Annotated in this window: 19 protein-coding genes, 1 tRNA gene and 1 pseudogene; 11 read left to right on the top strand and 10 right to left on the bottom strand. The window is 70.5% G+C overall.

Features of this window, described 5'->3' with window-relative positions; genetic code table 11:
* The first annotated feature begins 9 nt into the window (after positions 1-9).
* A pseudogene (locus ACFUNE_RS33945) lies at positions 10-880 on the top strand (hypothetical protein).
* 74 nt (positions 881-954) lie between these two features.
* Here ACFUNE_RS33945 and ACFUNE_RS33940 read toward each other — a convergent pair.
* A complete protein-coding gene (locus tag ACFUNE_RS33940; RefSeq protein ID WP_383576082.1) occupies positions 955-1,350 on the bottom strand; it encodes a MerR family transcriptional regulator in 396 nt (131 codons plus the stop codon).
* Between the two features lie 59 nt (positions 1,351-1,409).
* On the opposite strand from ACFUNE_RS33940, the gene ACFUNE_RS33935 reads away from it, so the two are divergent.
* From ACFUNE_RS33935 to ACFUNE_RS33925, 3 genes are all read left to right on the top strand, one after another.
* Entirely contained in the window at positions 1,410-2,516 is a 1,107-nt protein-coding gene (locus ACFUNE_RS33935; protein WP_383576079.1) for an alkene reductase, read from the top strand.
* A gap of 138 nt (positions 2,517-2,654) precedes the next feature.
* A complete protein-coding gene (locus ACFUNE_RS33930; protein ID WP_383576076.1) occupies positions 2,655-3,128 on the top strand; it encodes a carboxymuconolactone decarboxylase family protein in 474 nt (157 codons plus the stop codon).
* 230 nt (positions 3,129-3,358) lie between these two features.
* Positions 3,359-4,474, top strand: coding sequence for an ADP-ribosylglycohydrolase family protein (locus ACFUNE_RS33925; protein WP_383576073.1), 1,116 nt, complete (start codon positions 3,359-3,361; stop codon positions 4,472-4,474).
* A 175-nt stretch (positions 4,475-4,649) separates the two neighbouring features.
* On the opposite strand, the gene ACFUNE_RS33920 is transcribed toward ACFUNE_RS33925, so the two are convergent.
* The 4 genes from ACFUNE_RS33920 to ACFUNE_RS33905 all read right to left on the bottom strand — a co-directional run bounded on the left by ACFUNE_RS33920 (position 4,650) and on the right by ACFUNE_RS33905 (position 9,091).
* Positions 4,650-6,233 carry a sodium:solute symporter family protein gene (locus ACFUNE_RS33920; protein WP_383576070.1) on the bottom strand — a complete coding sequence of 528 codons (1,584 nt, stop codon included), beginning with the start codon at positions 6,231-6,233 and terminating at the stop codon, positions 4,650-4,652.
* A gap of 553 nt (positions 6,234-6,786) precedes the next feature.
* On the bottom strand, positions 6,787-6,993 hold the full coding sequence (locus ACFUNE_RS33915) for a DUF397 domain-containing protein (protein ID WP_383576067.1): 207 nt from the start codon (positions 6,991-6,993) through the stop codon (positions 6,787-6,789).
* Between the two features lie 280 nt (positions 6,994-7,273).
* Positions 7,274-8,131, bottom strand: a complete 858-nt coding sequence (locus ACFUNE_RS33910; RefSeq protein ID WP_383576064.1) for a helix-turn-helix domain-containing protein — start codon at positions 8,129-8,131, stop codon at positions 7,274-7,276.
* Positions 8,132-8,371: 240 nt separating this feature from the next.
* Entirely contained in the window at positions 8,372-9,091 is a 720-nt protein-coding gene (locus tag ACFUNE_RS33905) for a GPP34 family phosphoprotein (protein ID WP_383576062.1), read from the bottom strand.
* A 195-nt stretch (positions 9,092-9,286) separates the two neighbouring features.
* Between ACFUNE_RS33905 and ACFUNE_RS33900 the strand changes: the two genes are divergently transcribed.
* The 3 genes from ACFUNE_RS33900 (at position 9,287) to ACFUNE_RS33890 (ending at position 14,948) form a co-directional block, all read left to right on the top strand.
* The gene (locus tag ACFUNE_RS33900; protein WP_383576059.1) at positions 9,287-11,941 is read left to right on the top strand and encodes a D-alanyl-D-alanine carboxypeptidase; all 2,655 of its coding nucleotides are present in this window, start codon (positions 9,287-9,289) and stop codon (positions 11,939-11,941) included.
* 229 nt (positions 11,942-12,170) lie between these two features.
* Positions 12,171-14,003, top strand: a complete 1,833-nt coding sequence (locus ACFUNE_RS33895; protein ID WP_383576057.1) for an MFS transporter — start codon at positions 12,171-12,173, stop codon at positions 14,001-14,003.
* A gap of 48 nt (positions 14,004-14,051) precedes the next feature.
* Complete coding sequence (locus ACFUNE_RS33890) at positions 14,052-14,948, top strand: adhesin (RefSeq protein WP_383576055.1); 897 nt, start codon at positions 14,052-14,054, stop codon at positions 14,946-14,948.
* A 30-nt stretch (positions 14,949-14,978) separates the two neighbouring features.
* Here the strand turns inward: ACFUNE_RS33890 and ACFUNE_RS33885 are convergent, their stop codons facing one another.
* The 3 genes from ACFUNE_RS33885 to ACFUNE_RS33875 all read right to left on the bottom strand — a co-directional run bounded on the left by ACFUNE_RS33885 (position 14,979) and on the right by ACFUNE_RS33875 (position 17,576).
* The gene (locus ACFUNE_RS33885; RefSeq protein ID WP_383576052.1) at positions 14,979-15,728 is read right to left on the bottom strand and encodes an ATP-grasp domain-containing protein; all 750 of its coding nucleotides are present in this window, start codon (positions 15,726-15,728) and stop codon (positions 14,979-14,981) included.
* 189 nt (positions 15,729-15,917) lie between these two features.
* A complete protein-coding gene (locus ACFUNE_RS33880; RefSeq protein ID WP_383576050.1) occupies positions 15,918-17,105 on the bottom strand; it encodes a PQQ-binding-like beta-propeller repeat protein in 1,188 nt (395 codons plus the stop codon).
* 398 nt (positions 17,106-17,503) lie between these two features.
* Positions 17,504-17,576: transfer RNA gene (locus ACFUNE_RS33875), tRNA-Arg, on the bottom strand.
* 439 nt (positions 17,577-18,015) lie between these two features.
* On the opposite strand from ACFUNE_RS33875, the gene ACFUNE_RS33870 reads away from it, so the two are divergent.
* A complete protein-coding gene (locus tag ACFUNE_RS33870; RefSeq protein WP_383576047.1) occupies positions 18,016-18,591 on the top strand; it encodes a TetR family transcriptional regulator in 576 nt (191 codons plus the stop codon).
* Between the two features lie 79 nt (positions 18,592-18,670).
* On the opposite strand, the gene ACFUNE_RS33865 is transcribed toward ACFUNE_RS33870, so the two are convergent.
* Positions 18,671-19,327: a ScbR family autoregulator-binding transcription factor gene (locus ACFUNE_RS33865; RefSeq protein WP_383576044.1), complete on the bottom strand. Its 657-nt coding sequence runs from the start codon at positions 19,325-19,327 to the stop codon at positions 18,671-18,673.
* 167 nt (positions 19,328-19,494) lie between these two features.
* Entirely contained in the window at positions 19,495-20,274 is a 780-nt protein-coding gene (locus tag ACFUNE_RS33860; RefSeq protein WP_383576041.1) for a response regulator transcription factor, read from the bottom strand.
* A 546-nt stretch (positions 20,275-20,820) separates the two neighbouring features.
* Between ACFUNE_RS33860 and ACFUNE_RS33855 the strand changes: the two genes are divergently transcribed.
* From ACFUNE_RS33855 to ACFUNE_RS33845, 3 genes are all read left to right on the top strand, one after another.
* Positions 20,821-21,810, top strand: coding sequence for a ScbA/BarX family gamma-butyrolactone biosynthesis protein (locus tag ACFUNE_RS33855; protein ID WP_383576038.1), 990 nt, complete (start codon positions 20,821-20,823; stop codon positions 21,808-21,810).
* Between the two features lie 35 nt (positions 21,811-21,845).
* Positions 21,846-22,874 carry an NAD-dependent epimerase/dehydratase family protein gene (locus tag ACFUNE_RS33850; RefSeq protein ID WP_383576035.1) on the top strand — a complete coding sequence of 343 codons (1,029 nt, stop codon included), beginning with the start codon at positions 21,846-21,848 and terminating at the stop codon, positions 22,872-22,874.
* 237 nt (positions 22,875-23,111) lie between these two features.
* The coding region (locus ACFUNE_RS33845; protein WP_136209427.1) for a biotin carboxylase N-terminal domain-containing protein at positions 23,112-23,236 on the top strand (125 nt) is incomplete at its 3' end.

Raw genomic sequence — 23,236 nt, 5'->3', positions numbered from 1 at the left:
GAGCCCCGCATGGTCAGTTCGCCCCATGAGGCGATGCATCGCTTCTTCCAAGAGCACCCGGGCCTGTTCTCCCGTGTCTCGGAAGTGCTGGGAATCACGATCGCCCCACCCGTCTCGGTCACCGTGATGCCTACCGACCTGACCGAGAGCCGTCCACTCGAACGGCGTGTGGACACCCTGCTGCGGCTGGACACGCAGAACGACGAGCCGCTCCTGCCGGCCATCGAGGCCCAAGGGAAGAAGGACACGGACAAGCCGGCGAGCTGGGCCTACTACCTGTCCTACCTGTACACGAAATACAGGCTTCCGCCGCTGCTGCTGGTCGTCTGCCAGGACCGTGCCACCGCGGAATGGGCCTCCGGCCCCGTCTCCATCGGCCCTCGCCAGTGGCCTGCGCTCACCCTGCGCCCACTCGTCGCGGGCCCGCACAACATGCCGGTGATCAGATGTCGCCGAGGCTCGCAAGGACCTGGCGCTCACGACACTGGCGGCGATCACACATGCCGCCGATCCGGACATCGGTGCCATACTGAAAACGCTGTCCACCGCTCTGCGGGACGTACCGGAAAGCATCGCCGACCCCCTTGTCGAACTCACCGCACAAGGCCTAAGCAATCGCCCGGCCGCACAACAGTGGAGGAACCTGGTGGCCGTGGACCTCTCTTTCTACAAGTCCTTCATGGCTGAGGAAATCCGGGACGAGGGCCGGACGGAAGGCATCGCTCAGGGCATCCTGCTCTTCCTCGCGCAAGCGGGCGTCGACGTATCGGACGAGGCGCATGGACGGATCACCACCTGCGGCGACCTCGAGACCCTGAACCGCTGGCTCCTGCGGGCCCCCACCGCCCGGTCGGCCGAGGACGTCTTCGCCGAGGAGTAGGCGGCTCCTGAATCGAAGCGACCTCCCGAACGGCCCGATGCGACCGTCAGTGGTACATGTCCGTACGGGACGAGTCAGGACGGGTGGCGCGCTGTTCGCTGTTCGCTCGGGGTCTCGCCCGCCGCCGTCGCGATCACGTCGTCCAGTACCTCCCGGGAGCGGCGCAGCTCCTCGATCTTCCGGTCGATGCGGTCGCGCTCCACGGTGAGGTCGCCGACCAGGCGCGGTGTGGCGGTCGCGGAGGGCCCTCCGTCCGCGTCCCGTACGCAGGGCAGCAGCTCGGCGATCTTCGAGCTGCAGAGGCCGGCCGCGTAGAACTCCTGGATGCGGATCACGCGGTCGACGGCCCACTCGGGGTAGTCGCGGTGGCCTCCGGGGGTACGGTCGGCCGTGAGCAGCCCTTGTGTCTCGTAGTAGCGCAGGGAGCGCTCGCTCACCGCCGTGCGCCGGGCCAGTTCGCCGATCCGCATGGAATTCCTCGCCTCCGGGACTTGAACCTGACACCGGTGTCAATTCTTACCGTTCCGGCATGACGAACGCAGCCACTTCCTCCCAGAAGCTCTTCGAGACCACCGCACTCGGCCCCCTCACACTCCCGCACCGCCTCGTGATGGCCCCGCTGACCCGGAACCGGGCCACAGCAGAAGGCGTGCCGACCCCGCTGATGGCCACCTACTACGCCCAGCGCGCCTCGGCGGGGCTGATCATCGCGGAGGCGTCCACGCCGAACCCGGTGGGTCAGACGTACCCGAACATCACGGCGATCCACAGTCCGGCCCAGGTCGAGGGCTGGCGCCAGGTCACGGAGGCGGTGCGGGCGGAGGGCGGCCGGATGTTCCTCCAGCTCCAGCACGGCGGACGCGTCGGCCACCCCGACACCAGCGGGCTGACGCCCGTCGCGCCCTCGCCGATCGCGCTGCCCGAGACGATCCACACCCCCGCCGGGCGCACGCCCTCGGTCGTCCCCCGCGAGATGACCGCCGAGGACATCAGGTCCACCGTGGCGGACTTCGCCTCCGCCGCGCGCAACGCGATCGAGGCGGGCTTCGAGGGGGTCGAGGTGCACAGCGCCAACGGCCACCTGCTCCACCAGTTCCTGGGCCAGGGGACCAACCGGCGGACCGACGGCTACGGCGGGCCGGTGGACCACCGCATCCGCTTCGTCGTGGAGGTCACCGAGGCCGTGGCGGCGGAGATCGGCCCCGGGCGGGTCGGCCTGCGCGTCTCGCCGTGGAGCACCGTCAACGGCATGGAGGAGGGCGACACCGAGGAGATCTACCCGGCGCTCCTCGGGGCGTTGGCGGGGGCCGGCCTGGCCTACCTCCACGTGGGGTACGCCGACCCGGAGGACCCCGTCTTCCAGCGCATCCGCAAGGACTGGCCCGGGACTCTGATCGCCAACCCCGTACTCCCGAAGGACCGCATCCCGGAGGACGGCGGCATCGCCCACGGCGAGCGGCTGCTGGCCGCCGGGGCCGACCTGGTCGCGCTCGGCCGCCCCTTCCTCGCCAACCCCGACCTGATCCGCCGCATGCGCACGGGCGCCCCGGTGAACCAGGTCCGGGACGCCTACATGATGTACGTGGGCGGGGAGACGGGTTACACGGACTATCCGGCGCTGCCCGCCGACGCGTGAAGGGGCCGGGGAGCGCGCGGCCGGGGTCCTGCCGTCGGCGGCGGGGAGACGTGGATCACACACGGCCATGTCACATCCCGGCCGGTCCGTTCCGTCAGAGGTGCGCAACCACACAGTGAAACGGCATGGGAGCGCATCATGAATGCTCGTCTGGACATGTTCGGCAGCCCGTTCGCGGCCAAGTTCCAGAAGCACATCAACTCGGCGGGCAAGGCGGTCACGGACACCGGCCTGCCGGCCGCGACGCAGGAGCTGGTGAAGATCCGGGCCAGCCAGATCAACGGCTGCGGATTCTGCCTCGACATGCACACCAAGGAGGCCGCCGAGGCCGGTGAGACGGCCACACGCCTCCACCTGGTCGCGGCCTGGCGGGAGGCCACGGTCTTCACCGACGCCGAACGCGCCGCCCTGGAGCTGGCGGAGCAGGGAACCCGCATCGCCGACGCGGCCGGAGGTGTGACGGACGAGGTCTGGGAGAACGCCGCGCGGCACTACGACGAGGAACAACTCGCCGCCCTGGTCGGCCTGATCGCCATCATCAACGCCTACAACCGGCTGAACGTCATCGTCCGGCTGCCCGCGGGCGGCTACCGGCCCGGCATGTTCGGCTGAGCGAGCGCCGCCGTCGGGACCGCGCCCGAGGTCCCGGCGGCGGGGCCCGTCGGGTGCCCCGGGCGTCCCGCGCCCGCGCGCTCCACAGGACAGGCAGTTCACCGGAAATGGGTCGCTCGCACGCCAGGAGGCGAAACTCCGTACATACCGTTCCGCCCCTGAACCGCCCGTTCCCGTTCGATTACAGTGCTTGCGCAGTCGCACACGGTAGGTCGGGCGGAAGGGGCACGGTGAGCACAGGGACCACAGCTGTCTGGGGCCGTGTCCAGCAGCAGGACTTCCGCAGCCGGGTGCGGGGGGCCCTGCTCGGCGGCGCCATCGGTGACGCGCTCGGGGCGGGTGTCGCGGGGCTCCCCCTGGAGGCGATCCGTGCGACCCACGGGGCGGACGGGGTGGCCGACTTCGTGCCCGTGCGGGGCGGCCGGGGCGCCGTCACCGCCGTCACCCAGCTCACCCTCTTCACCGTCGACGGGCTGATCCGTGCCCAGGTACGCCGCGACACCGGCGCCTGGCACCCGCCCACCGACGTGCACCGCGCCCATCTGCGCTGGGCGGCGACCCAGAGCGCCTGGGGGCCGGACGAACGCCGCAAGGACAACGGCTGGCTGGCCGGGGAGGAGTGGCTGTACGCACGCCGCGCCCCCACCAGGGAGTGCCTCGCCGGCTTCGGGGACGCCACGATGGGCACCCTCGCCGTACCCAAGAACCCGGCGGCCCGGGACTCGGCCGCCCTCACCCGCTCCGCGCCCTTCGGGCTGCTCGTCGGCTGGGAGCCCCAGCTCGTCCTCCAGCTGGCCGTCGAGTGCGCCGCCCACACCCATGGGCACGCCACCGCCCAGCTCGCGGCCGGAGCCTTCGCCGTCCTGGTGCACGGACTGGCCCGTGGCGAGACCCTGGACGGCTCGGTCCAGCACGCCCTCGCCCTGCTCGCCGAACGTCCGGGCAGTGAGCAGGTCTCCGAGGCGCTCCGGCAGGCCCTCGGTTCCGTACGGCAGGGGATCCCGGGACCCGCTCTCATCGAGGCGCTCGGCGACACCGACTCGGCGGAGGAGGTCCTCGCTGTGGCGCTGTACTGCGCGCTGGTCGGTGAGGACGTACGCCACGGGCTGCGGCTCGCCGTGAACCATTCCGGGCCGTCCGCGGCGACAGGGGCCGTCTGCGGGGCCCTTCTCGGGGCCCTGCACGGCGAGACGGCGCTGCCGCCGGCCTGGCTGGCGGAGGTGGAGGGGCGTTCGACCCTCCTGGAGCTCTCCGACGACTTCGCGATGGAGATGACCCAGGGCCCGGCCCTGCACAGCCCGACGGCCGTCGCGCCCGGCTGGCTCGCCCGCTACCCGAGGGACTGAAGCCCGGCCCCGGAGCGCTCGGGCCGGCTCAGGGCCGGGGCGGCCGGCGGCGGACAGAGGTGGGCTGCCCGGGACTGAAGCGGGCGGTTCGGGACTGAGGCGGCGGTCAAGGACAGAGGTGGGCGGACGCCGCCGCGCCCGCCCACCGTTCATGTGCCCCCACGTCTGCGGGAGGTCAGTCCTTCACACCCTCCGGGACCCCCGTGCTGTCCGGGCCGGGCTTCTGCAGGGGGACGGCTGCCGCCGCGGCCGTGCCGCCGGGGCCCCCGTCGTCCGTGTTGATCATCTCGATGATGGCGTCGCGTTCCGGGGTGTCCTCGGGCTTGATGAAGCCGATGACGATGTAGAGCACGAGCGAGATCGCCAGCGGCAGCGCCACCTGGTACTGCAGGGCGACGTCCGTCTTCACCGAACCGTCGAAGTTGTAGTTGGTGAGGTAGAACGCGAGCAGCCCCGCCGCCCAGCTGGTGAGCGCCGCCGTAGGACCGGACCGGCGGAACCGGCGCAGCAGGCCCAGCATGAACGGGATCGCGATCGGGCCCATCAGACCGGCCACCCACTTGATGACGACCGAGATGATGTCCTTGAACGTCGGCGAGTTGATCTGGGTCGCCAACGCCATCGACAGCCCGAGGAAGGCGAGCGTGGACAGCCGCGCGGCCAGCAGCCCGCTGCGGTTGCTCCAGGTGCGGGCCGCCTTGGAGAAGACCGGGGCGATGTCCCGGGTGAAGACGGCGGAGATGGCGTTCGCGTCCGAGGAGCACATGGCCATCGTGTGCGAGAAGAACCCTACGACGACCAGGCCCAGCAGGCCGTGCGGCAGCAGCTGCTCGGTCATCAGGGCGTAACTGTCCGAGGCGTCGGGCTTCTTGGCCTCGACGAGCAGCGGGGCGACCCACATCGGGAAGAAGAGCACGGTCGGCCAGACCAGCCAGAGAATGGCGGAGAGCCGGGCCGAACGGGTCGCGGAGCGCGCGGAGTCCGTGGCCATGTAGCGCTGGGCCTGGTTCCACATGCCGCCGTTGTACTCGAAGGTCTTGATGAAGAGGTAAGCGAGCAGGAACGTCACCGTGTACGGGCCGGCCGTCGGGTCCGTGTGGCCCTCGGGCAGCTTGTCCCAGACCGTCCACAGCGAGCTGAAGCCGCCGAGCTTGCTCATCGCGATGAACAGCATGGCGAGACCGGCGAAGAGCTGGATGATGAACTGCCCGAGCTCCGTGAGCGCGTCGGCCCACAGCCCGCCGACCGTGCAGTACACGGCGGTGATGGCGCCCGTGATGAAGATGCCCTGGGTGATCGTGATGCCCGTGAAGACGGAGAGCAGGGTGGCGATGGCGGCCCACTTGGCGCCGACGTCCACGATCTTCAGCAGCAGGCCCGACCAGGCCAGGGCCTGCTGGGTCTGGATGTTGTAGCGGTTCTTGAGGTATTCGAGCGGCGAGGCGACGTGCAGCCGCGAGCGCAGCCGGTTGAGCCGGGGCGCGAAGAGCTTCGCGCCGATGCCGATGCCGATGGCGATCGGCAGCGACCAGGTCACGAAGGACGTGACGCCGTACTGGTACGCGATACCCGCGTAGCCGGTGAACATCACCGCGCTGTAGCCGGACATGTGGTGCGAGATGCCCGAGAGCCACCACGGCATCTTGCCGCCGGCGGTGAAGAAGTCGCTGACATTGTCCACGCGCTTGTGCGACCAGAGTCCGATCGCGACCATCACACCGAAGTATCCGATGAGCACGGCCCAGTCGAGACTGTTCATGTGCCCCCTCCAGGGGTCCGCCTTGTGAACGGGAACGCGCTTCGTCAGTACGGCCGTTCAGCGGTGCCCCCGTGCGGGAACGGGGACTTCGGGGATTGAACCGCTTGTTCGGGTCCTCGGTCAAGGTTTTCTCGATCAGGGATGTGAACACGGATCAGCAAGGCGAACGATTTTACTCGTTCTTGACCTTGCGGGGCGTTGTCGTGAACGTGACCGCGGCCACACGATGAGCGAGCACTTCGTCAGGCTGTGCAGAGAACCGACGCAAGGCAGGAACGCTCGAGAACGCAGAACGACCGCACGGGATGCGGGTCCCGTGCGGCCGGAGGAGGGGGAGGACTGAACCATGTGAGGTCGGGGCACCGATGGCGCTTCGCGCGCTGTCCGTTTCGACCGCTGAGGTTCTGATGTGCGTGGTGCGCCGGTCTGCGGCGCTGTGTGTCCGGTGGTGGGCCGAGCCCTCTCGGCCAGGACGGCGGACCAGTCGAGAGGGCTCCTGGCGGTCGTGCGCGATGACCGGACACGGTGCGGCGCGTGGTGACCGGCGTGCCGGTCAGGCGTTGATCGAGCCCGACGCCACGTCACGCACGAACGTGTTCCACGCTCCGGAGACGAAGGAGAGCGCGGGGCCTTCGGGAGCCTTCGAGTCGCGCACGGCGATGGCCTGCGTGACGGGCGACTTCACTTCGACGCACGCCCCGTTGCCGCCGGAGTACGACGACTTCGTCCAGTTTTCCGTAGCACCCTGAAGAATAGCCATGTTCACTCCGGTTCAGAGAGTTGATGTGAGTGGCACCAACTTCGTGCTCGTTGGCGTGATCGACGCTACTCGCCAACATCGCCTGGTGGTGCAGCCGTTCACTCGACCGGATGGCATATTCAGTGCGGCTCTTCCGCGGTGAGGTGGTGGCGGTGTATCGTCCCGCCCCCACCTCACTCACATCGCAGTGTTTCTCGCATTTCGGCCCTTGTCGGGCTGTCCTGTTCCCGTGGGTTCCCTACGCCCTTCCGGCGGGCTGTCGGTGGGTGCAGCCCCCGGCTCAGCGGGTGTAGCTCTTGGTGATGTCGCTGATGAACTGGCGGGTCTGGTCCACGTTCAGCGCCTGTGCCCGCAGGTGCTCGTACATGACGCTGTACCGCTGCACGTCGTTGGCCTTCTCCAGGTAGAGGTCGCTGGTGACACCTTCGATGTACACGACGCTGGAGTCCGCGGCGTCGGGGAACTCCAGAATGGCGTACTGGCCGTTGATCCCGGGGTGCGCCCCCATGTCGAAGGGCAGCACCTGCACGGTCACATGGGGGAGCTGGGACTGCTCGACGAGGTGCTCCAACTGCTCGATCATCACCTGCTTGCCGCCGACGAGCCGGCGCAGCGCGGACTCGTCGATGACGGCCCACAGGCGCAGGGGGTGCTCGGGGGCGTTGACCCGGTCCTGGCGGCGGGCCCGGACGTTCACCCGCTTCTCGATGTCGGACGGCGGTGCCTCGGGCAGCGCTCCGTTGATCAGCGCCTCCGCGTAGCTCCGGGTCTGCAGGAGCCCGGGGACGATCTGGGGCTCGTACACCCGGAGGGACTCGGCGTCCGTCTCCAGGCCGATGTACACGCTGTACGGGATGTCACCGAAGGCGTGCCACCAGCCCTGCTGGCGGGAGTCCTTCGCCATCTGCATCAGTGAGTCGACGATGCGGTGGTCCTCGACCTCGTACACCCCGCAGAGGTCGCGGACGTCGCGCTGGCTGATGGAACGGCGGCCGTTCTCCAGGCGGCTGATCTTCGACTGGGAGACCAGCAGCCGCTCCGCCACCTCCTCGGCCGTCATGCCCTTGATCTCGCGGAGGCGGCGCAATTCCTGGCCCAGCCGGCGTCGCCTGACGGTGGGATTGACGTTGGTCGGCACGGGAACGGCACCTCCGGCTATGCAGCTGTCTGTAGCTGTGCGTATCTACTGCTCAGCAGATTGCCACCCGAGGCCCCGGGCTCGCTGGGAAATCGCCACACCGCGATGAGCGCACGCAGGAGCGCGGGGCAGCCGGTGGATTCGGCTGCCCCGCGCCTGGTGCGGCTCCCGAACCGGGTCATGGGGACGTCGGTGCGGCGGTATGCGGTACTCCGCGCAGGTGTCCGCGCGGTCGTGCTGTCAGTGGACGGAGGTGTGCGCCATGCTGCCGCGGCGCGCTTGCGCTTGCGGCTGCAACGGCACGGCCGCCGTCTGCTGATTACGGCGCGGCTGGACGGCCGCACCGTTCTGGACGTCCATCACGGCATGCGCCACGAGACCGCCCATCGGGTCGTGTCTGATCAGGTCCCGGAGCCGGGAGCGCGAAGAGCGCCCCTCGTTCCCGGGGTACAGGTGCTTGCCGAGTCCGACCGCGTGGGCCAGTGCGGCGAGCGCCGCGGTCCGCGGGTCCGGCGGTACGCCGGTGCGGATCGCACTGTCCAGCCGGGCTCTGATGTCCCGGCTGATGGCCGTGTCCGTCGCCTGGTAGCGAGTCGTCGGCAGCACTCCGCACATCTGGCCCGCCACGGCATGAACCATGCCGCACCGCTCCAGATGAGCGAGGTAGATCTGGCGAAGTCCCAATCGGGGCCCGCCGATCCAGTGGACCGCCCGAACCGGACTGCCACGACGGCGCAGCAGTTCCAGTGCGGAGTCCAGAGTCGGATCTCCTGTCGGCCGTGGCATCACCACGGCTATACGATCCCCGTCAGGGGCTATCCGTCCTGCCAGAGCCAGCTCTACTAGCTGTGCCCCGGCCAGGCCGAGGTCGAGCGACTGCGGCTGCGCTGTGGTACCCGTGGTCGGGTCCAGAGCGAGCAACAGAAGCTCCTCCGGAATCGTTCTGCGGCTCCTGCCCATCCATGCCTCCCCGCGTGGATGAGTGACAGGGTGACCCCTCTCACATTGGTCTGTCGAGGGTGCCTGGGTGCTTTGTAAGGGAACCGTTAGGTATGTCGTTCTCGTCTAGCGGCTCGGCCAGGGGTTCACACAGGACACTGGTAGATGGTTCGGACAGTGCGGGCGTGACCCCGCTGCGCATCAAGGAGGTAATCGGTGGCGGGCGAGTCCCCCGACAAGTCGGAGCAGCGGAAGTCGTCGGGGACGGCTGGAGAACGCGATCCGCGTCTCGCCGTGTTCCGTGAACCCGGTGCCGGGGCCGACGGGAGTACGGCGGACGGGACGACCGTCCCCGCGACGGACAACGAGACGGCGGTCTTCCGTCTCCCGGCCTCCGGTGAGACCGGCGAGCCCGAGGGTGCCGCGGTCCCCGCCGAGGGCGCGGAGGGCCCTGAGGGGGGCTCTGGGCCCCGCGAGGAGGCCGATGGGGCCCCGGACGCGCAGGACGCGACCGGAGCGGCCAGGACGGCGCCTGAGGCTTCCGCGGACGCGGACGGGCCCTCTGCGGACGCGGAGGGAGCCTCCGAGGCCGGGCCGGAGGCGGGATCGGACGACGAGTCCGGGGCCGGGTCCGACTCCGTGGCCGAGGTGGAACCCGCGACCCACGCCGACGCCGAGAGCGAAGGCGACGCACGGTCCGACGCCGAAGCCGAGAGTGGAAGCGACGCGCGGCCCGACGCCGGTGCTGGCGACGACGAGCGTGCGTCGGACTCCGTACGTGACGAGCCCTCCGAGACCGCTCCGGAAGCCGGGGCCGACTCCGGATCCTCGGGCTCCGAGGCCGAGGTGAAGCCCACCGACGCCCGGCTGCGTGCTGCCGTCGCGGCGTGGGTGGCGACCGGTCCGGACGAGGAAACCGCAGCTCGCAGCGGTGCTTCGGAGAACGCGAGCGAGGACGAGGACGCTTCGGCCGGCGGCGACGCCGAACTCTCGGCGGACAGCGACGGCGATGCCCGGTCCGCCGACCCGGACTCCGACTCCGGCTCCGATTCGACCGACGCAGCGCCCGAGGCCGAGGCCGAAGCCAAGCCCGAGGCCGAGTCCAAGCCCGAGCCTGAGTCCAAGCCCGAGCCTGAGTCCAAGCCCGCGTCCGACACCGGCGACGCACCGGCCGCCAGCACCCCCGAGGACACTCCCCGTGTCCCGAGGACCCGCGAGGAGGCGGCCCCGGCCGAGGACGCGGAGCCCGCGCACGACGGGCGAGGAATCGATCATCCGACCGCCGTCTTCAAGGCGCTGCGGACCGATCAGGTCGACCACCCGACGACCGCGCTGAAGCTCCCGCCGAAGGAGAAGGAGACGGGGGCCGCGCGGAAGCCCGCGTCCTGGGCCGCGAAGGCCTCCGGCACCTCCGAGGCGCCTGCCGAGCGGACCAGCAAGTTCGTGCCGCTGCGCTCGGACGACGTACGCCCCGCGGCCGTGGTCGGCCCCACCATCACCCCGGACGTCGCGGCGGGTCCCGGCACCCCCGCGAGCCCCGGGGCCGGTCTGACCGAGGCCGAGCGGACCAGGCAGCAGCCCATGCCGCCGAAGCCCCCGCTCGACCTGCTGGCCGAGCTCACGAACACCCCGCCGCCCGTCGAGACCCCGGTCCGCACGGCGGTACGCCGGGTGAAGATCTGGACGCCGCTCGTCCTGCTCGCCCTGATCGTCTTTGCGATCGCGCAGGCGGTGCGTCCGCTTCCCGACCCGGCGCTGACGCTGACCGCCTCCCCGACGTACACCTTCGGCGGCGAGAAGCTGGACATGCCGTGGCCCGCGGAGGGCCAGGGCGCCGTGGAGGTCGAGGGCGTCGGCGCCGTCGGCTCGTACGGCACGGAGAAGGCCGCGCCGATCGCGAGCATGGCGAAGGTGATGACCGCCTACGTGATCCTGCAGGGGCACCCGATCACCGGCAAGCAGACCGGTGGGCAGATCGAGGTCGACAAGCAGGCCGGTGACGAGGCGAGTCTCGAGGACGAGTCGCGGGTGGCGATCGAGGAGGGCGAGAAGTACACCGAGCGCCAGATGCTCGAGATGCTGATGATCCCTTCGGGCAACAACGTGGCCCGGCTGCTGGCCCGCTGGGACGCCGGCACGGAGAAGGCGTTCATCGAGAAGATGAACGCCGCGGCCGAGGACCTCGGCATGACCAATTCGACCTACACGGACCCGAGCGGCCTCAAGTCCTCCACGGTGTCCACGCCCGCCGACCAGATCGCGCTGGGCAAGGCGGTCATGCAGAACGACGTCTTCCGGAAGACCGTCAACCTCCCGCAGGCCGACATTCCGGGCGTCGGCAGGATCTACAACAACAACTACATCCTGCTGGAACCCGGTGTCAGCGGTATCAAGACCGGTTCGTCGACCCCGGCGGGCGGCAACCTGCTCTGGACGGCCGACACCGTCGTCGACGGCAAGAGCCGCCGCATCATCGGTGCCGTCATGGGGGCGAACCTCGAAGGCACGCTCGACGCGAAGCTGGAGCGCGCCCGGCAGAACAGCCTCAAGCTGATCAGGGCCGCCCAGAAGGGCGTGGACTCCGCCACCGTGATCAAGAAGGGCCAGGTCGTCGGGTACGTCGACGACGGCCTGGGCGGACAGACCCCCGTGGCCGCCACCAAGGACCTGAAGGCGGTCGGCTGGGGCGGGCTGGAGGTCGATCTCAAGATGACCGACGGTGGCAAGGTCCCGGCGCACCAGGCCGAGGCGGGCACCGTCGTGGGAGAGGTGACGGTCGGTACCGGCACGGGCAAGGTCTCGGTCCCCGTCGCCCTCCAGAGCGGGATGACGGAGCCGGCCTTCGGCGACAAGCTCACCCGCATCACCTGAGCGGACCGGCTCCCCGTTCCCGCAGTGGTGGGGGCGGGGATCCGTCCGCAGTCGGCGCCGGTCGCCGGTGCACAGGGGGGTCCGCGAATTGACCGGCGCGGAGAAAATGCCGCGTGCTAGCGTCCCGGGGCAACGTGCGGACGCCGGGACGCGTCCCTCCGAGTACGGATGAGGCCCGTGCAGTACACCGACGGTTCGGCAGGCCCGGGCAAGGACGGGGAGAGTCGCAGTGACCACCGCTGAGCCGACACGGGCGGACGGCATCCCGCCCGCGCCGGCCGCCCCCAGCCCGACCGTGCGGATCCCGGCCCAGTCCGTCGGGGACGACGACGGTGCCGACGGTTCGATACGGAGCCGCCTGCGGCGCCACCCGGTCCTGCTGACGACCGCGATCGCCGCCGCCGTACACCTGATCTGGTTCTTCTTCTTCGCCAACAGCGGCGGCGACATCGCCGCCCAGGACGCCTGGGCCGAGTTCGTCGGCCGTCACCCCGGCACCGCGTACAACCTCGCCTGGTACGGGGGCATGCACCCCGTCTCGTACAGCGTGGTGTCGCCCTATCTGATGTCGGTGCTCGGCGTCCGTACGACGATGATGGTCGCCGGCACGGTGTCCTCGGCGCTCACCGCGCTGATCCTGGTGCGGGTCCCCGCCGTCCGCAATCCCCTGGCGTGCGCACTCGCCGGAGTCTTCGCGTACCTGTGCAACGCACTGTCCGGCCGGGTGACGTTCGGGCTCGGCATGATGTTCGCGCTCGGCGCCGTCGCCGCCGTCTTCTGCTGGCCGCACCGCTGGCGGTACAAGCGGTGGGCGAAGGCCGTCGTCGCGGCGCCTCTGGCCGGTCTCGCGACGGCGGGCAGCCCGGTCGCGGGACTCTTCCTCGGCGTGGTCGCCGCGGCGCTCTTCCTCAACAAACGGCGCCCCGGGGCGTACGCGCTCGGCCTGGCGCCCGTCGTGGTGGTGGTCCTCTCCGCGTGGCTGTTCCCGTTCTCGGGTACGCAGCCGATGGCGATCGGGACCCTGTCGCTGCCGTTCCTGTACGCCGTCTTCGTCTTCTTCCTGGTGCCCCGCGACTGGAGCACCGTGCGCACGGCCGCCGCGGTCTACGGGGCGGGGACGCTGCTGACCTACGTGGTCGACTCGCAGATCGGCTCGAACGTGTCGCGCATGGCGATGCTGTTCGCCGGTGTCGTCCTGCTCGCCGCGCTGCCGTACACGGCGCCGCGCACCCGCCGCTGGTACGCCCTGGTCATCGTCTTCGCGGGGCTGAACTTCTGGATCGGCTTCAAGGGGGTCGACGACATCGTCCGTACCGCCCCCACCGCCTCCTGGACGCGTGAGCTGGCCCCGCTGGTCAACCAGCTCCAGACGGCGGGCGCGGAGAAGGGCAGGGTCGAGGTGGTCCCCGCCAGCAGCCACCGGGAGGCCTCGGCGCTCGCCCCGTACGTGAACCTGGCCCGCGGGTGGAACCGGCAGGCCGACATGAAGCGCAACCCGCTCTTCTACGACGACACCCTCGACGCCGTGAACTACCGCGAGTGGCTGGACCGCTGGGCCGTCCACTACGTGGTGCTGCCGAACGGGGAGCCGGACTCCGGGGGCGAGCAGGAGGCGGGGCTCGTCGAGAAGGGGACGCCCTACCTGAAGGCGGTCTGGAGCGACGCCAACTGGAAGCTCTTCCGGGTCCTGGACCCCGTCCCGCTCGCCGATCCGCCCGCGACGGTGGAGCGGGCAGGCGACGACAAGCTGACGATCCGCGTGCAGTCGGCGGGACGGGTCCTGATCCGCATCCCGTACTCGCGCTGGCTCGCCGTCGTGGACGACGAGGGGAAGAGCGTGGAGCGCCCGCAGGAGACGGAGGCCTCCAAGAAGCGCTCGGCGGAGGACGGTGACGCCCCGAAGGACTTCACCAACGCCCACGGCTGCCTGATCAAGGTGGAGGAGGACGGGGACGGCGACGAGTGGACCGAACTCCTCGCGCCGCGCCCGGGTGTCTACCGCCTCGCGGCGCCGTACCAGCTGCAGCCGGGCACGCCGTGTCCTGAGGAACTGCGCCAATAGTGCGCGAACTCTCCCTCCGGAGGGGCAGCACTGGCAAGGTGTGCTGCCATGAAGTGCCAACATTGCGGCGGCGAACGCATCGGCCCGCTGCCGGGTATGGCCTGCCCCGCGTGCGGTTCCGCTGAGCGCCCGGCCCGCGGGAGCGGGTCCTGGATCGCCCGCGAGACGCTGACGGGCCGGGTCTCCACGCTGCCCCGGCGGCGGAAGGTCCTGCTGGCCGCGGGAGTGGCGGTGGCCGTGGGCGGTCTGGCCACGGCCGTGTCCCTGCTCGCCGCGGGGGCCGGAGGTACGCGCCCGGAGGCCACGGGGCGGGCCGGTGCCGTACCGGCACCGATCGGCGGCGGAGCGCCCACCCGGATCGGGCCCGAGGACAGCGAGCCGCCCGGTGGGAACGCCCCGGAACCGGAGCCGGAACCTTCCGCGGGCACCGGCCGCTACCGTTTCTCGGCCTGGGCCGGACCCGGTTGCGCGACCGGCGTGTACACGGAGAACGGGCGCTTCGAGAACGGCGACGCGGGCTGGTACACCGTCGAGTCGGGCGGATTCGCGGGGGGTTCGTGCGACGGCCGGTTCAGTGCCGTCCCGATGTCGGGGAGCCCGGGACAGGACCGGGGGAGCAACGCCGTCTGGTCCTGGCACCTCGGGGCCGGATTCCGTGAGTGCGCGCTGACGGTCTTCGTGCCCAGGAGCGTCCGCGACCGGGATGTGGCGGGAGACCCCACCGTCTACCGGGTCCTCTCCGACCCGCGGAACGCCGACTCGGCCTACACCGGCTTCGCCGTCGATCAGCCCGAGCACCGGGGGACGGCCGTCGACGTACGGACCTATCCGGTCAAGGGGGACACCTTCGCCGTGCAGATGGTCGACCGGGGGCGGGACTGGGGCGACGCGGAGCTGGTGGGCGCGCACCACGCGGCGGCGCAGCTGAAGGCCTCCTGCCGCTGACCCGCCCGCCTGCCTGCGCCGGCCCGCCGGTCACCGGACGAACGCGCTGTCCCGTTCCGTCAGGTGCGCGGCAGGGCCGGCGGCCCTGAGCACCACATCCAGCGCGCGGTCCGGGTCGGAGGCGTAACAGCCGCTCGCCCAGGCGGCGTTGGCCTCGACGATCGCCCACCGCCCCGCGTCGGTGACTCCCACGTCGGCGACGATCGCGGACGGCAGGGTGTCCCCGACGGCGGCGAGCACCTCCGTGCCGAAGGCGCGCGCATCGGTGGACAGGGGCTCCAGGCGCAGCCGTCCCGATGCCGCGTACCGGCTGCCGGTGTGCACCCGGCCGTCGAGCAGGTACAGCCGGTACTCCGCCTCGAAGACGACGACGTCGCTCACCAGCACCACGGTCTCCGGATCGACCGCGTCCGGCCCGGGCAGCCGGGACCCGTCCGTGTAGACCAGTGCGGGAATGCCCTTGTCGTTCGGTGACTTCACGAAGACCGGGCGGCGCAGCCCGTATGCCTCACGGATGGGCACGGCGCGGATCTCGCGCCCGAGGAACGCGACGGGCAGTCGTGCCAGCCAGTCGGCGGGAGCCTGGAGCGGTGCGACACCCAGTGCGGGGGCCACGGCATCGGCGAAGGAGGGACCGGCATGCAGATACGCATCCCCGTCGCACAGTTCCGGGGGCACCTCGTGGCCGGTCAGCTCCACGGTGTCCAGGCCCCGCCGCCGCGCGGTGTCGCGCAGTGACCGGGCGGAGGCGGTGAGACGGGGCGGGAGCACGAGGGGCATGCGTACGGATCCTGCCGCAACGGGGGCGGGAGCCCCACCGGATTTCGACCGGTGTCGGGGGCCGGGGTCGGCTTGCGGGCCGGATTCCTCGGCCTCTGTGCCCCTTTGCCTCTCTGCTCCTCTGCTCCTCGGCGCGAGGCTCGCCCCGGGCCATGGGGTGGCCGCCGGGACCGGCGGCCACCCCGTCACTCACTTCCCGTACGCGACCAGCAGGTCGGTGGCCGGAACCACCACGAGCCCGCCGCCCGCACCGAGGCCGGTCAGCGGCTGGGACACGTTGTGCTCGTCGGGCTCGTTGATCGGCGCGCCGACGTCGGTGGACCAGACGGACTCGCCGGTGGCGCCGTTGAGCGCCCACAACTGACCGGTACGGGAACCGACGTAGACGTACCCGTTGACGACGATCGGCGCCGTGCTGATCTCGCCGTCGCCCTCGAACGTCCAGCGACTGGCCAGGGTGCGGCTGTGCCGCTCCTGGAGGACGCCGTCATCGACGAAGTAGCCCTGACGGCCGTCGAAGGCCGGTGCCGGCGACCAACCGTTGGCGTCGTAGGTTCCGCGGGCCTTGCCGTCGGCGGTGTTGAGGACCGTGGGTGTCATCCCGGCGTCGTCGCGTATCCAGACACCGCCGTCGGCGACGACAGGGGTGCGGCCCCCGCCACCGGAGCAGTCCGTCTCGTGGTGCCACAGCGGGTCGCCCGACTTGGGGGCGAAGGCGTACGTCTGCTCACAGGCGTAGGAGACGTAGACCCCGTTGGCCGTGACGGCGGGGGAGCTGTTGTCCCCGTTCGCCACCGGCCGGCTCCAGAGCACCGCACCGGCGGCGGCGTCCACCGCGTACAGCGTCCCGCCCGACCCCGCGCCGGCCGTGTACACCACGCCGCCGGCGAAGGTGGGAGGCGAGGTGAAGGAGCCCTGACCGGGCAGCGTGACGGTCCAGAGCTTCTTCCCGGTGGCAGGGTCGAACGCCGTCAGCACGCCGTCGTAGTTCTGGGCGTAGAGCCGGCCGCCCCCGTAGGCGAGCGCGGACCACCAGTAGGTGCCGCCCAGCTCGACGGGCTTCCAGGCGTTCTTGCCCGTGGCCGAGTCGATGGCGTGGAGGACGGTGCCGTACCCGTCCGGCGAGGAGGCGGTGGCGAAGACGCGCCCGCCGGCCACGATGGGGTAGGACACGTCCCCGCCCAGGTCGCGGGACCACTTCTGGGTGAGCGGCGGCGCGCCGACAGCGGTGTCGACGAGACTGCCGTCGTGCCGTGCGTTGATCTGGTAGGTGGTCGAGACCCCGGTCTGCGTCGACTGCGCGCCGACCGGCGTCACGAGCGTGACGACGGACAGCGCCGCGCCGAAGAGGACGGCGGCGGTTCTTCGAAGCTTCACTCAGACATCCCTCTGCATCCGGCACCGCTGTGGCGATGCGCGCGGGGTGGGCCGGTTCCCCGGAGCTGTGGCCCGCTTCCGGACCCCATGATCCGTCACGTGAGCCCCAACAGCCTTCTATTTACGCATAGTTGGTGATCATGGCGGCTGCGGTCCGCGATCCGGGACAGGGCGCGATCGCGCTGACCTGGGGATGCGTGCGGTCCCGGTACGCGTGTAGCGATGCGGTCGAACGTCCGCTTCAGCTTCTCCGGTGCTGTCTCCCGGTCTGCCGGCGGAGTAGCGCACGGCTTCCGGCAGGCAGGCAGGCCGCGCGTGTGCCGGGTCGTGTCACGCGCAGCAGGGCGCCGGAACCTCGAAGGCCTCCCCTGAACGTTCAGGGGAGGCCTTTTCGCTTGTGCCCCCGGCAGGATTCGAACCTGCGACACCCGCTTTAGGAGAGCGGTGCTCTATCCCCTGAGCTACGAAGGCGGGGCTTCGGAAACGTGTGTCGGGTCCGGTGGGCCCGGGCACTCGGTTTCGCGTGAGCCGGTGGTGCGCGGCCGTGGCCGTGCACCGGGATCAGTGTAGCGGGTGGGCCCGTCGCGCGGCGGGGGTGCCGGGGTGCGGCCGTGGCGGCCTGCGCTTTCGTCGGATGTGTCCTCGGCGCGGAAGGGTGGTGGTGACCACGTAACGGACAGGATGGTCTGTTTTGAATTCTATTACTCTTGGGGTCGTTCCCGGTCAACCCCGAGCATATGAGGATGATTGAGGGAAATTGTCAGGTTCGGCTGGTCGGCGGCGAACGGAGTCGTGTAAGAGGCTGGTCTCAGATACCGGCAGACTTGTATGATTCCGATTTAGGCAGAGGCGCCGGTAGGTTTCCCCGACCTTTTGGGTGCCGTTTCGAGGAAGAGGCAGGCGCAGGCCCATGTACAAGCGGTCCGAGCAGACCCGCGAGGCTCTCGTCAGCGCTGCGGCGGAGCTCATAGCCACCGGGCGTTTCGCCGATGCCGGGCTGGTGAACATCTGCCGGGTCGCCGGGGTGAGCCGGGGGGCGCTCTACCACCACTTCGCCTCCATCGCCGAGCTCGTGGCCGAGGTGTACGTCCAGGCGCGCGAGCGCGCGACCGCCCTCGTCGAGGACTCCTTCGCGGGGCCGGCGGCCGACGCGCCGGCGCGGTTCAGCGTGGCTCTCGGTGCCGCGATGGCCAAGGACCAACTCATGTGTGCCGGGATGGGCCTGGGCGCCGACGGCACGGACAGCGCGCCGCTGCTGCGGGACGAGGTGCTGGGTATGGTCCGCGACCGGATGGTCGCGGACTCCGGGCGGGGCGGGGCCGCCCCCGACTCGCTCGCGGATCTGGCCGTGGTGGTCACCGCCGGGCTGGAGTCGCTCGGGTACACCGACAGCGGGTGGTGGGACCCGCGGCAGACGGAGCGGCTCTGGGGCATCCTGAGGCCGCTGTTCGCCGAAGCGGAAGAGGCGGCCGGGGCTCAGGGCTGAACCGGCGGGACTTCGGGCGGAAGAGGCGGCCGGGCTCGGAGCCGGGACGGCACGGCCGGGCGGAAGGGGCGGCCGGGGCTCACCGCTGTGCCGGAGCGGGGACCTCCGGGGTGGCGGGTTCGTCGGCCGGCGGCTGCGGGGCGGTGATCCGCAGGTGGCTGATCATGCCGGGGTTGGCCAGCCCCGGAAGAAGGAACCGCCACAGCGTGCAGATGCGCTCCGGGAGATCGCTCCGGTTCGTATACATCTGCGACATCACCTGCATGCCGGTGAAGGCGCCGATGATGACCGACGTGGCCTCGGCCAGATCCACACCCGGCAGGATCTCGCCCTGCTGCTGCGCCTGCTTCAGCAGGTCGAGTATGGCCGCGCTCGACTGCTCGTACGGAGTGGTCACGGGGCGGGGGAAGGACGTCTGCTCCACGGCCAGTCGCACGCTCGCCCGCAGCACCGGGTCGCGCTGGAGGCGGAACGCGAACTCGAAGGTGAGGTCGATGACCGACTGGAGCTTCACCTGCCGGAGCGGGACGACCAGGGCCTCGTCGTGCGCGGCCAGCAGGGCGACGGCGATGGCTTCCTTGGAGGGGAAGTGGTGGTAGAGGGCGCCTCGGGTCAGGCCCGTGCTCGCCAGGATCTCGTTGGTGCTGGCTGCGTCGAAGCCGCGGGCGTCGAACACCCGGGCGGCGGCTTCCAGGATCGAGAGTCGCGATCGTGTTCCGCGTTCCTGCTTACCCATCCCGGATCCTTGCGCTCGCCACTGGATATCAAACCGACTTGTCTGCATCCTATGACGAACGCCGGGCGGCGTCATTACCCGGGAGTGAGCATTCCGCAAAGAGGCACGCCGGGGCGTGGGAGGGAGCCGGGCCCGCTCCCGGTTCCCCTGACCCGCCGGGAGCGTGCTCAGGGGTGCCCGAGGCGGAAGCCGACCCCCCGGACCGTGATGATCCAGCTGCTCGAACCCAGCTTGCCGCGCAGGCTGCTCACGTGGGTGTCTATCGTGCGCCCGCGCTGCGACCAGGTGTCCTCCCAGACCTGCGTCATCAGCTGGCGGCGGGAGATGACCGCCCCCGGCTGCGAGGCGAGCAGGTGCAGGAGGTCGAACTCCTTGCGCGTGAGGTCGACCTGGCGCCCGTCCAGCGTAGCCTCGCGCGTGGTGGCGTCGATGCGCAGCGGGCCGTGGTCGACGGTCCGGGCGATCTCCTGCCGGGGGCGGGATCGGCGCATCACCGCCTCGATCCGGGCCAGCAGTTCGCGGAAGCCGTAGGGCTTGACCATGTAGTCGTCCGAGCCGGCCTGGAGCCCCAGGACCCGGTCGAGTTCGCTGCCGCGTGCGGTCACCGTGATGATCGGGGTGTCGCTGACCGCCCGGATGCCGCGGCAGACCTCCAGTCCGTCCAGGTCGGGCAGATCGAGGTCGAGCAGGATCAGGTCGGCTCGGTGGTGTCCCTGCAGCGCTTTGCCGCCGGTGGCCACGCTCTCGGCGCTGTAGCCCTGCCGGAGCAGTGCCTGGACGAGTGTGTCGGCGGCGCGTTCCTCGTTCTCGACGACCAGGACCCGCAGTACGTCACGGTCTCCTGAGGCGGATGGCTGAGGCGGAACTGCGATGCGGTGCGGCTGGGGAACCGCAGGGCGGTGCTGAGTGGTCCGGGGTTCGAGTAGGTCTGAAGCCTGGCGGTTCATCTGCTCCTCCTGAGGCACAGGCGTGACATCACGGACTGCTGAATGCTCACGCCTAACGAAGATAGCAAACAGACTTGTCTGATTGTCAACGACGAGGCCGGGCGGTGGTGTCGGCCTCGGATGCCCGCGCACCACCTGCAACGTCGTTGATTTTATGGTGAATTGGTCGGCGATTCGTCTTGTCCGGCGGAGTTGCCCGCGGAGTGCTCCGGTGCCTGATCAGACGAGTTATCCGGCAAGCCTGCCTGTTTTCCGAGAAGCTGTGCCCTGAGGTCGCGAAGTGACCGAATGTCCGGCGTGCGTGGTGTGTATGTCACCAACGGTCCACTTTCCCCCGAAACTGAGGGGCATCCTTCCGCTCTTCCCGAGGCTCGATGCTTGTGCGGTGCATCCGATTTCCTGGGCGTGCAGACCAAGTTTTTACTTGATATTACGAACCGACCTGTCTGTATCTTGGGACCCGCAACGATTCGTCGGCCACGGGGGTGGCTGCCGGCGTACGGCTTGCTCACCCCTGTCCAGAGACATAGATCGGGAGTGCCACGCATGCCGTCCCTTGCCTCCGCACCGTACGAGCCCAGCAGCAGCGTCCTGACCCCGCGTCCCGGAGCGGTCTGCCCGGAACTGACCACGACCGTGCCGCGCCAGTACGTCCACCGTGCCTCCGTGTCCGAGGTGCTGCTCACCGGCTGGGAGCAGGCCGCGAACAGCCCGGCGGACGGGGCCGAATCCTTCGTCGTGCGAGCCCAGTGGCCGCGTGGGCACTCCCTCTTCTCGCAGGTCGCGGGCTATCAGGACCCGATGCTGCTGATCGAGTCGGTCCGGCAGATCGGATCGCTGCTCTCCCACGCCGAGTTCGGGGCACCCTTCGGCCACCAGTTCCTGATGTGGGACATGTCCTTCGCGACCACCGCCGAGATGCTCGTCGCGGGCCCCGCCCCGACCGAGGTCGAGCTGCACACGGTCTGCAGCGACGTGGTCCGCCGGGGGAGAACCCTGAGCAGCATGCGCTACGACGTCACCGCGGTCGTCGACGGAGTGGCCCTGGCCACCGGGCGCGCGGGCTTCAGCTGCACCAGTCCCGCCGTGCACCGGCGGCTGAGGGGCGACCGCCCCACCTGTACCGGGTACGTGCCGGGCCGCCCGATCGACCCGGCCCGCGTCGGACGCAACGGTGCCGGGCACGTGGTCCTGGCCGAGGCCGGTACCGCTGGTGCCGGAGAGAACCGGTGGGAGCTGTTCGTCGACACCACGCACCCGATCTTCTTCGACCACCCGGTCGACCATGTCCCGGGCATGGTGCTGCTGGAGGCGGCCCGGCAGGCCGCGCACGCCTCCACCGGCATGCCCGACGCTCTGGTGGTCGCCCTCGACAGCACCTTCACCCGCTACGTCGAACTCGACGCACCCTGCGTGATCGAGGCCAGCCCGGGCCGGCCCGACGCCGCCGGCGGGGTGCGGGTGACGGTGGAGGGCACCCAGCAGGGGCAGACCACGTACTCCGTCGACCTCGTGCTGCAGCCCCGAGACCGCTGAAGCCCGTCCTTGCCGAGTCGACTGGAGAGTGCCGCGTGCACACCACCATGATCACCGGGACGACCGGATTCATCGGCCGGCACGTCGTCGCGGAGGCGCGGAGCCGGGGTGTCCCGCTCAGGCTGATGTCGCGCCGCCGCCCGCCGGTCCCGGCCGGGCCAACCAGGCCGGACCACGCCGTGCCGGGAGGGCCTGTCAGGCCGGACCGCGCCGTCACGGGAAGGCCCGCCGGGCCGGAACACGCGGTGCCGGGGGCGGCCGTCGAGAGGGGTGTCGTCGCCGACCTCGCCCGCCCGGAGTCGCTCCGGGGCACCTGCGACGGGGTGGACGTCCTGTTGCACTGCGCCTCGCAGATCGGGGGCGCGGCCGATGTCAACGAGGCGGTCAACGCCCGGGGGACCGCCGCTCTGGTCGCGGAGGCGGAGCGCGCGGGTGTGCGGCGCATCGTCTATCTCAGCACCGCGTCCGTGTACGGCCGCGGGACCTTCCGAAGTGCCGGTCCCGAGGAGCTCGAGCGCCGCCCGGGGTCGCCGACGTCCAGGACCCGGGCCGCCGCCGAGGACGTCGTACGTGCGGCGGGAGGGATCGTGCTCCGGCCGCATCTGGTGTACGGGGCGGGGGACACCTGGGCCGTTCCCGCGCTGGCGTGGCTGCTCCGGGCCCTGTCCGGCGCCTCGGCGGGATGGGACGCCCGTATGTCCGCCGTCGCCGCTCCCGAACTGGCCCGGCTGGTGCTGGGGGTGGGGTCCGCGCCGGCCGGGAGCCTCACCGCGTCCGTCTACCACGCCGCGCATCCACGGCCGGTCACCACGGCGAACCTGCTGCGTGCCGTCGCCGGGTGCATGGAACTCCCGGCTTCGGGCGCCCGCATGACGGTGCAACAGGCACGTGCCCGGCTGACGGCGGCGAGCCTGCCGCACCACGCACTGGACATGCTGGCCACCGATCACTGGTTCGACAGTGCTCCGCTCTGGGCCGACCTGGACCAGACGCCGGGTCCCGGATTCGCCGCTGATTTCGCGGAGACGCGGGAGTGGTACCGAAGCGTGGTCCGGGCAGCCTGAGTGTCGCCCCCTTCTGCTCGGGTGCGGCGGCCGTGCCGGCTGCCGCACCCGCCATGTTCGTGAGAACGCGCAGCCCCGTGGGGACTCTTGACGGGCGCCTGACCATTTCCTGCCAGTCTCTCGACACAGCTGGAGGACTCCTGGGAATGTGAACCCTCTTCTGTAACCACGCACGTTGAACACAGGGGCGAGTATCGAACAGTCTGGTGACTCCGAGCGAGTCAGGAGACGTTCATCGTGCGTAAAGTGCTTATTGCCAACCGTGGTGAAATCGCTGTCCGTGTTGCTCGGGCTTGCCGGGATGCCGGAATCGCGAGCGTGGCCGTCTACGCCGATCCGGACCGGGATGCTCTGCATGTGCG

It is taken from the genome of Streptomyces sp. NPDC057287 (assembly GCF_042667905.1).
In the GTDB taxonomy this organism is placed as follows: Bacteria; Actinomycetota; Actinomycetes; order Streptomycetales; family Streptomycetaceae; genus Streptomyces.
Note: the sequence above shows the minus strand (reverse complement) of the source record. Positions and strands in the feature narration are given on the sequence as shown.